This is a genomic window from Brevibacillus halotolerans, from assembly GCF_026891775.1.
GTDB classification, from domain to species: domain Bacteria; phylum Bacillota; class Bacilli; order Brevibacillales; family Brevibacillaceae; genus Brevibacillus_B; species Brevibacillus_B halotolerans.
Genome location: NZ_JAPTNK010000016.1, coordinates 105,868 through 113,882 on the forward strand (window position 1 = coordinate 105,868; position 8,015 = coordinate 113,882).

Below are 8,015 nucleotides of genomic sequence, written 5' to 3' on the forward strand. Positions count from 1 at the left end.
TATGCATCAGGTTATTCACAAACTTATGGGATCTGCACGAGCGGGCGTGGTTAACTCACAGGTCGAGTTCGGGATACTTACTAGTCTACGCCCTATGGTTATCAAGCTCGACGATGATCCTTCTCCTTTAAAAGAGGAGGATAAAGATATTGTTGTCTTAAAGGATTTGGAAATCACAGAAAAACATATCGGAAGTAAATTTGCATTGATCAGCTGCACGAATGGCCAGTATTTAATTTTAGGTGAGGTGGTGTAAATGTTTCCGCAATTAGAGGGTACTGGCGATATTTCGGAGGATGAGGCTTCTCCCATTCCATGGACGTATAAAATAGATTGGACGACAATGCAGTTTATCAAAGGTATGGATGGGCGTTATCTAAAAACCAGTACCTATGCTGAGTATGTAGAAGAAACAGCCAAGAAAATATTACACACCAAACGGTTTCATTACTTGATCTACTCTGAGCAATACGGAGTGGATTTTTTGGACGACGTTGGAAAAATGCGCTCAGTGATTGGATTGCCTGTCGTTAAATTACAAGCGGAAGAGGCACTGGAAGCTCATCCGGAGATTGAGCGGGCAGAGGTCATAGATATTAAATTTGAAAGGAAGCTCGTTATTTTTTCATTGCAGATCGAAGGATTAAGAGGAAAAACTAAGGTGGTGGTGGATATATGGCAGAGATAAAAAAGCCAGAAATGCCCTTGTTGCGTGAGACAGCCGAAGAGATTTACCAACGGATGCATAACAGAGCGACAGTCTTAGCCTTGGCTCGTGGAGAAGCCCCTCCTCCAGAAGGAGAAGGCGAAATTTTTTATGATTTTCTTTACCCACTTTCTATAGAAATTTCTGAGCAGCAGCAATTGGACGAGTATCGCTTTTTACAATGGTATTTACCTTGGGCAGATGGGGATTTTCTGGATGCTTGGGGAGTGTTTTTAGGTGTGAGGAGAAAAGAGAACGAATTAGACGGTTTATATCGACAACGATTAATAGAAAAGGCGGCTTCTGAAGAGGGAAGAGGTGCTGAACCTGACTATGTACGCTGGATAAAAGAAGTTATCAATGTAGGAGAAGTGTTCATATGGGGAGAGGCTCCTAATACAGTACACATTGCTCTGGTCAATCAGGAGGGGATGCCTGCAAGTGAGGAACTTATTAAAGCTGTGCAAAACCATTTGGCTTTACCTGACAAACATCACTTAAACGATAAGATTCTTGTGTCTCCTGCTCGAATTATCGAAATTACCATCTCAGGTAAATTGATCGAATGGGAGTCTACTACTGATCTTACAGCGACTATCGCACAAATTGAAAGTAATATACGTGCTTATGTTTCTGCCCAGAAAACAAAGATATTATATTCCGAGATTTACCGACTGTTTAAAGTACCAGGAGTCATTGATTATAGTGAGGTTCAATTAAACGAGGGTCAGGCTAATATCTCCATATCCTTTGCTACGATACCTATTATTAAATCAATAGCGGTGATAGTGAAATGACGATGATTCCAGAAAGATATCGGATTATGCTGCCGCCCCATTGGTACGAGAATCAGGTAGCGGTACATCATTTTGACGGAGCTGGCAGGGAGATAGATTACCAGCGAGGTAAGAAAACAGACCTGGAGCAACAAATGAATATCCAAACAGCCACATGGGGCTTGGTGTTTTGGGAATACATGTTTCAAGTTGTGCCAAAGCTTGGAGATTCCTATGAGACGAGACGGGCGAGAGTAATTGCGAAGTACCGACAGGTTAATCCATTTACTCCTGCTATGGCAAAAGAAATAACTCAATTATTTATCTCACCAGATGGAATGGACCGAATTGAGATAACAGAAAGCCCAGATACAGGTTATTTCTATATTTCTGTCCCGTTACAATCCATATATGACATTGCTTCATGGGTACATGATATTCATAAGCGAAAGCGGGTTCCCCATGTTTTTATGCCGCAGTTAGCAAGCTATGATCGAATTGAGTTCGTTGAGACTATCAAAGTAAACCAAAGGAGATATCACAAGGTTCATGAGTTTCGAGTTCGCATGACCCCTCTTACATACCAAAATGAGGTGATTGTTGATGGATAAAGCCTATTTGGAACGGGTTGCAGAGGATTTAGCAAAGAGAGCGTCTACCCTTATATTAAATAACCAAACTGTCCAATTGAGGTCTATCAAGCAGGAAGAAGGTAAGGTCATTGTGATCACAGAACCAGTGATGGGAATAACCAAGGTATCCTCTTTGAAGCTATTGGACGATTTAGGGAATCCCATAACCGAAAGGACTGCGAACATAGACGTGCTGGACGATCAATCGTTAGAATTTCGATTTGAATTTGAAGTAAGAGGGGTGAAAGAGTAATGCCATACCAAGCAAAACTTGACTGGCAGGGTGATGATCCTGTCATGGAAACAGATATTAATCGATGGGAGAAAGGGATAGATGATGCACACAAGCTACTGGAACAGCATATGGTAGCGATTGCCGCGCTCCAGATCGAGGTACAGACGATTAAAGATGCACTGTTTAATAATTTTACAGGGAATGTGTTCTTCGAAAATTTTGTGACTTTAAATGACGTGAGTTTGACAGAAGGCTGGTACGACGAGGCTAACAAAAGGTTGGTGGTATAGTAGTGGCAACGATAAAAAAGCTCGAAAAACAATTCCATGAATTATCATACAGCTCACAAACTCATACCTTAACTATACCAGGTTTAAAAAGTATTAAGTCTGTAACGGTTAATACGGGAACGGTATCGTATAAAGTAAGTGGCAATACTGTAACGTTTTCATTCGGTGGAGGTTCCTACACACGGTGGATTCAAACGGGAGGTTCCTACACACCCTCTCAAAGTAAAGAGGTAACTACTTCGCAGACAAGCTCATCTAATTCCTTTCCGAGCAGTATTTCCTATAATAGCGGGGGCTTTAGTGGAACGTTAGGTAAAGACGGCAGTCCAACAAAAACACTTGTAAGTGGCTCAACAGGGGATAGTAAGCAAGTATCGAAAAGCAAATCCGCATCAAGTGGTATGATGAACTCTTGTCCAGAAGCGGAGAGAAGCGCGGAAAGATCGTTGCCTAGCTCTATTTCCTACAATGAGGGTGGGTATAGTGGAACTCTATATCGCACGGGTTCCGTCTCTTTTGGGACTTGTACACGTTCTGGAAGAAACCCTGATGAATACTGGAGTAACACAGCAACGGCAACGTATTCTGGTACGGTTACAAGACCATCCACAGCTGTTTATAGTTATAGGCAAAACTATCGCGGTACCGTTACAAAATCAGGAAGTGACACGCGAAGCTATACCCATTACTATCAGTATACGGTAACTATCGAGTATTCCGATAACTCTAATCCGACACTTACCCTTTCATCACCAACCGACAACCAAATGCTTACGGAAAATGCAACGTTAAGCATTCAAGGCACCGCATCCGACATCGACAAGGACAACGTAGTTACAGTAAAATACCAAGTTAATAAAGGAATGGCAAGGGCGTTGCAATCGGGGGTATCTAACGGTAGCACGCCTATTTCTTTTGCTAAAACGCTAACATTTAAGAGCAAGCGCCTCTACGACGGTACAACCGATATAACAGGATCTGACCTAGCCCAAGACACCGATTACACCCTAACTGTTTGGGCGGAAGATGACCAAGGTGGCAAATCAACTGAGATTACTCGCAAATTCCGAGTCGTCCATAACCGTCCACCCGTTATCAGCGGACAAAATGAAGACTTTGGCACACTCAGTTCTGTTCCTATGAAGAAATACACGGTCACAGAGCCAGAGGGTGACACGTTTACCATCACTGAGAAAATCAATGGTAAGGCAATCCGCACATTCGCTGGAACTGACAAAATGGAAAATACGTTGACTATCCCGCTGGACATGTGGCTGCGGCTCTCTTTAACAGAAGTCCACACGTTAACGATCGAGGCAACCGATAGTAAAGGCTTGAAATCGACTAGGACGTTTACTTTCCGTCGATCAGCCGACAAGATAGCATTCTCTTTAAAAAAACCTTTTGATACCACTATCGCTGCTAAACGTATTCTGATAACGATTGATGCAACAGTTCCTCCTGGTGCAGATTATAAAGTCGAGGTGTGTAACAATGCGTTTGACGAGTCGCCTACGTGGGAAGACGCAACTAACCATGTAAAATTCAACCGTGGCTTTATTTTCACCAACAAGGAAAAAACAGCAGAAAAATGGGGCGTTAGTGCACGATTTGTTTTTGTTAAAGGAGTTGCAACTGAGTCTGTGATTGTAAGAGGATTCGGAGGTGCATTCGATTGATTTTAATAAAACCTATGGATTTGGGCGAAATGGAGCAAGAGCGTGAGAAGGGTAAAATCTCGCCAGAGCTAATAGAAGCCTATGAAGCTATTGCTCAGTTACAAGAGATAGTCACAAAAATGGAAGCCAAAATAAAAACACTAGAAGGAGCGAAGTAGAAATGGTTAAAGCGTATATGATTCCTGTGTACAGCCTATTGGTAAAAGTCGGTCGCAGAGAAATTGAATCTTTACCGGACATTTATAGGGTTCCCGTAGCAGAGTATTTAGCTGAACAAACTGAATCATAAAACGCCTCTCATTATTACGAGTGGCGTTTTTTTTCATGGGGAGCTGATAAGCTCCCTTTTCATTTTTGCCCCAAAGGGGGTGATGAGGAGAGGGTAAGCATGGAAGAGACTGTAACGAACGCATTGCTCCAACAGGGGCCATTTGCTGCTCTGTTTGTCTGGTTGTTATTTTCCACCAAAAAAGAGGGGAGAGATCGCGAGGCTCAACTAGTGAAACAGGCTCAGACACGCGAAGCCAAGCTCATGGAGCATAACGAACGGATGGTAATTCAATTAGAACGTAATACCACTACATTGCAACAGATCGAACGCAGTTTAAACGGCTTAGAAAACGAATTACAAGAACTAAAAGAAAAGGTGGGCTAATGATGATAGAAATTGGTTTAGTAATTGCAGTAGTAATGGCGTCAGGAGCATGGTTGAAAACAAGAAGTTGGTTCCCGAATGATTACATTCCTCTGGCTATTGTTGTGATGGCAGTAGCTTATAATGCAATCAACGCTTTATTGTTCGGGGGAGATTTACTGGAAGCTGGCAAGCTGGCTTTTATTGAGGCAACGGCTGCCATTGGGATTCATTCAGGAGTTAAAAATTCGTTTCAAAGGGAGATGTGGAGCAATGAAACCACAAGACTTTATAGATAAGATTGCACCTAGTGCTGTAGCCGACATGAAGAAAACAAAGATACCTGCGTCTCTTACGATCGCTCAGGCAATCCTGGAATCAGCTTGGGGAGAGAGTGGGCTAACTAAGCGAGGAAACAATTTGTTTGGTATCAAAGGAACAGGTCCAGCGGGTGTCTGCGCTATGCCTACAAAGGAGAATTACAACGGTAAATGGACAACCATTACAGCTAATTTCAGAGCTTACAACAATTGGGGAGAGTCTATTGCAGACCATTCGAAGCTAATTCTAAACGGCACAAAAGACAAGCCTACACGTTATCATGGCGTACTAGGTGCTGATTATAAGACTGCTTGCCATGCTATCCATAAGGGCGGATATGCTACTGATCCGAATTATCCAGGTAAGCTAATTGGATTGATTGAAAAGTACGATCTAGCTAAATATGACAAGGAGGAACCAACAGTGAAACTAGAGGTAGCGAACGAAATTATTAGCCATTTACAAGGACAATGGGCTTTGTACAATCAGATGGGAATGAAGAATGAAGCTGTGAGGATTGGGCAATTGGCAGATGAGTTGAGGGTTGCTAGTGGGCAAGCACCTCAAAATGAATAATCTTTGAAAAGTGCCGGTTCCAAACTGGCATTTTTCTTTTCCCTTACGCACACATTGTGGTCGAAGCGGCGAACAAGCTTGGCCGTAAAATAACAGGCTTTGAAATAGATGAAAACTACTTTAATTTAGCAAGTAGTAGAAAAAAATTGCCTCCTTTATAGGAGGCTTTTTTTTATTAATATAGAGGAAAAAAGTACCATGTGTAGAAGTAAGTATTTATGTCGAAAGGAGGTAAATGATGGAGCAAGTAGTAAGCGTAGTTCATACGGAAGTACCTAAAGTAGAAGGGCACTCATATTTTGATGGCGGTTTATTCCAGTACATAGGATGGTCAATTTTAGGCGGACTAATCACGCTTTTTACACTTGGATTTTGCTATCCCTGGGCTTTATGTAAAGTTTACAAATGGAAGATCGAGCACACAGTAATAGAGGGCCGACGATTGAAATTCAACGGGACAGCTGTAGGTTTGTTCGGAAATTGGATAAAATGGTGGTTATTATGTTTCGTAACGCTTGGTATATATAGTTTTTGGTTGTTTATCGCACTTGAAAAATGGAAGACAAAACATACTACCTTTCAATAAGAAAAATCCCTCCTGACGGAATTTAGACCGTTGGAGGGATTTTTCGATTATTAGATTGTGGGGTTGTCATTTATTATTTTTTCGCAAAAGATTTACTAATAAAGCAATGGTGAATGATTGGGAGATTGCAAGTAATATAACCATAAGCTCAATAAAAGTACCTTTGATATTTCCGATAACTATTAACACTAAAAACATTATTGCCGTCGTGAGTAACCAGTATAGAATAGTGCGTAATATCATAGAAGCATCTCTCCTTAGATCAATAGTTTATAGTGTCTAACATTATCGGAAAAGCTCGTAATAAGGTCAGAAAAATTAAAGCTCTGGATACTTAAACTCTATACCAAAATCCGCTACTTGAGTAGCTGTTGCAGGTTGAAGGGAAAGCCCCACAGGCCTATAAGAAACGGATACGGAACCACCTATAATTCTATGCCCATATTGGAATTTAATATTAATCGTTCCTCTTTCATTTTTATCAGCGTAAACATATTGAGTAATGTATCCAGAGTGTAGTTGTCTATTTCCCATTTGTAGATCATATTCTGCTGCCACACCAATACCTGGGTCCCAATCGGATGCTTTTGAAGAATCTTCACATTCCCATTTCTTTTTAAAAGCTGGTTTTGTACAGTAGCGATTTTGATGATCATCTGGTTTACCTTTTGAGGTCATTGGTAAAAAGAATTTGGCTGTTGAAGGGTATCCGATTGACATTTTATCAGTTAACGTCCACATTGGGGGTTCTAACCACTCGAAATTACCGTATAAAAAGTATTTTCGATAACCCTTTCTATCACTTTCGACTTCAAAAGCTTTTGCCTTTAACTTTATTTCGCTAAAATCATCTTCGTCATCCTTCTTTTTGGCCAATGATTTATTCATCTCAGATTGACCTTCATCAAATTTATGTGTAACCGTTTTTGAACCAATTTTTTTAGCGCCTTGATCAATCAATGCTTGCAAGATGTGAGGAGGCATATCTTCTAGTTCTTCTTCATCCAAGCCAATGTCTGAAATAAGAGTTTCACGTTCACTTTCTTTCAATTCTGTTTGGGTTGTTTCGGCATAAGCGCTAAAACATAAACTTAAAGATAGAAACACAGTAAGAGCAGAAATCAAGATTCTTTTCATATTATTTCTCCTTTTCCTATTATTAAGACTAGAATACTCATATTTGAAAATTATGTCAAATATTGAAATAATAGTTTATTGCATCTATTTTTGTTGGTCGATCTTTGAATACCATTTCTAACCATTGCATAATCTCCCCATCATCTAATAAAATAAGAACGCACATTCGTGTTTTAGAGGAGATGTTTTGATGGCTAGTAAAATTCTTGACCCACTTGTAACGAAATTTATTTTGCCAGAACATGCAGAAATGTTACGTCAGTATCACGAGGATAAGAAACTGATCGAGAAGCCGATCATTGAAGAGGATGAGCTGGCCGAGTTTTGTTACAGGATATCTGACTCACGTCAGTATGACTATGCCTTTACAATTAGCTGTTGGAAAGAAACGAAAGAGGGCAGAGGCGTTATAGAATCCGCTTGGGGATGGGTAGAGAAGTTTG

The 8,015-nt window shown here is 40.8% G+C and carries 15 protein-coding genes; 14 read left to right on the plus strand and 1 reads right to left on the minus strand.

What is annotated here, in order from left to right; all coding sequences use genetic code 11:
* The first annotated feature begins 1 nt into the window (after position 1).
* The 13 genes from O0550_RS18465 (at position 2) to O0550_RS18525 (ending at position 6,435) form a co-directional block, all read left to right on the plus strand.
* A complete protein-coding gene (locus O0550_RS18465) occupies positions 2-256 on the plus strand; it encodes a hypothetical protein (RefSeq protein WP_258427027.1) in 255 nt (84 codons plus the stop codon).
* Positions 257-688, plus strand: coding sequence for a DUF2634 domain-containing protein (locus tag O0550_RS18470; RefSeq protein WP_258427028.1), 432 nt, complete (start codon positions 257-259; stop codon positions 686-688).
* Entirely contained in the window at positions 676-1,503 is an 828-nt protein-coding gene (locus O0550_RS18475; RefSeq protein ID WP_258427029.1) for a baseplate J/gp47 family protein, read from the plus strand. The genes O0550_RS18470 and O0550_RS18475 overlap by 13 nt, the downstream gene beginning before the upstream one ends.
* Entirely contained in the window at positions 1,500-2,093 is a 594-nt protein-coding gene (locus O0550_RS18480) for a YmfQ family protein (RefSeq protein ID WP_258427030.1), read from the plus strand. The genes O0550_RS18475 and O0550_RS18480 overlap by 4 nt, the downstream gene beginning before the upstream one ends.
* The gene (locus O0550_RS18485; RefSeq protein WP_258427031.1) at positions 2,086-2,367 is read left to right on the plus strand and encodes a hypothetical protein; all 282 of its coding nucleotides are present in this window, start codon (positions 2,086-2,088) and stop codon (positions 2,365-2,367) included. Before O0550_RS18480 ends, O0550_RS18485 begins: the two co-directional genes overlap by 8 nt.
* Positions 2,367-2,639 (plus strand): hypothetical protein, encoded by a 273-nt coding sequence (locus O0550_RS18490; RefSeq protein WP_163246747.1) that lies wholly within the window; start codon positions 2,367-2,369, stop codon positions 2,637-2,639. Before O0550_RS18485 ends, O0550_RS18490 begins: the two co-directional genes overlap by 1 nt.
* Positions 2,640-2,641: 2 nt before the next feature.
* A complete protein-coding gene (locus tag O0550_RS18495) occupies positions 2,642-4,318 on the plus strand; it encodes an Ig-like domain-containing protein (protein WP_258427032.1) in 1,677 nt (558 codons plus the stop codon).
* A complete protein-coding gene (locus O0550_RS18500) occupies positions 4,315-4,476 on the plus strand; it encodes a hypothetical protein (protein ID WP_163244161.1) in 162 nt (53 codons plus the stop codon). Before O0550_RS18495 ends, O0550_RS18500 begins: the two co-directional genes overlap by 4 nt.
* 2 nt (positions 4,477-4,478) lie before the next feature.
* A complete protein-coding gene (locus O0550_RS18505; RefSeq protein WP_003343061.1) occupies positions 4,479-4,607 on the plus strand; it encodes a CD1375 family protein in 129 nt (42 codons plus the stop codon).
* Positions 4,608-4,706: 99 nt separating this feature from the next.
* Positions 4,707-4,973 carry a BhlA/UviB family holin-like peptide gene (locus O0550_RS18510; RefSeq protein WP_258427033.1) on the plus strand — a complete coding sequence of 89 codons (267 nt, stop codon included), beginning with the start codon at positions 4,707-4,709 and terminating at the stop codon, positions 4,971-4,973.
* A gap of 2 nt (positions 4,974-4,975) precedes the next feature.
* The gene (locus O0550_RS18515) at positions 4,976-5,251 is read left to right on the plus strand and encodes a hypothetical protein (RefSeq protein ID WP_258427034.1); all 276 of its coding nucleotides are present in this window, start codon (positions 4,976-4,978) and stop codon (positions 5,249-5,251) included.
* Positions 5,226-5,849 carry a glycoside hydrolase family 73 protein gene (locus tag O0550_RS18520; RefSeq protein ID WP_258427035.1) on the plus strand — a complete coding sequence of 208 codons (624 nt, stop codon included), beginning with the start codon at positions 5,226-5,228 and terminating at the stop codon, positions 5,847-5,849. The genes O0550_RS18515 and O0550_RS18520 overlap by 26 nt, the downstream gene beginning before the upstream one ends.
* 238 nt (positions 5,850-6,087) lie before the next feature.
* Positions 6,088-6,435, plus strand: a complete 348-nt coding sequence (locus O0550_RS18525) for a YjgN family protein (protein WP_258427036.1) — start codon at positions 6,088-6,090, stop codon at positions 6,433-6,435.
* Positions 6,436-6,753: 318 nt separating this feature from the next.
* On the opposite strand, the gene O0550_RS18530 is transcribed toward O0550_RS18525, so the two are convergent.
* On the minus strand, positions 6,754-7,572 hold the full coding sequence (locus O0550_RS18530; RefSeq protein ID WP_119732347.1) for a hypothetical protein: 819 nt from the start codon (positions 7,570-7,572) through the stop codon (positions 6,754-6,756).
* Between the two features lie 190 nt (positions 7,573-7,762).
* On the opposite strand from O0550_RS18530, the gene O0550_RS18535 reads away from it, so the two are divergent.
* Positions 7,763-8,015 (plus strand): YolD-like family protein (locus tag O0550_RS18535; protein ID WP_258427037.1); only part of this gene is annotated, 253 nt, incomplete at its 3' end.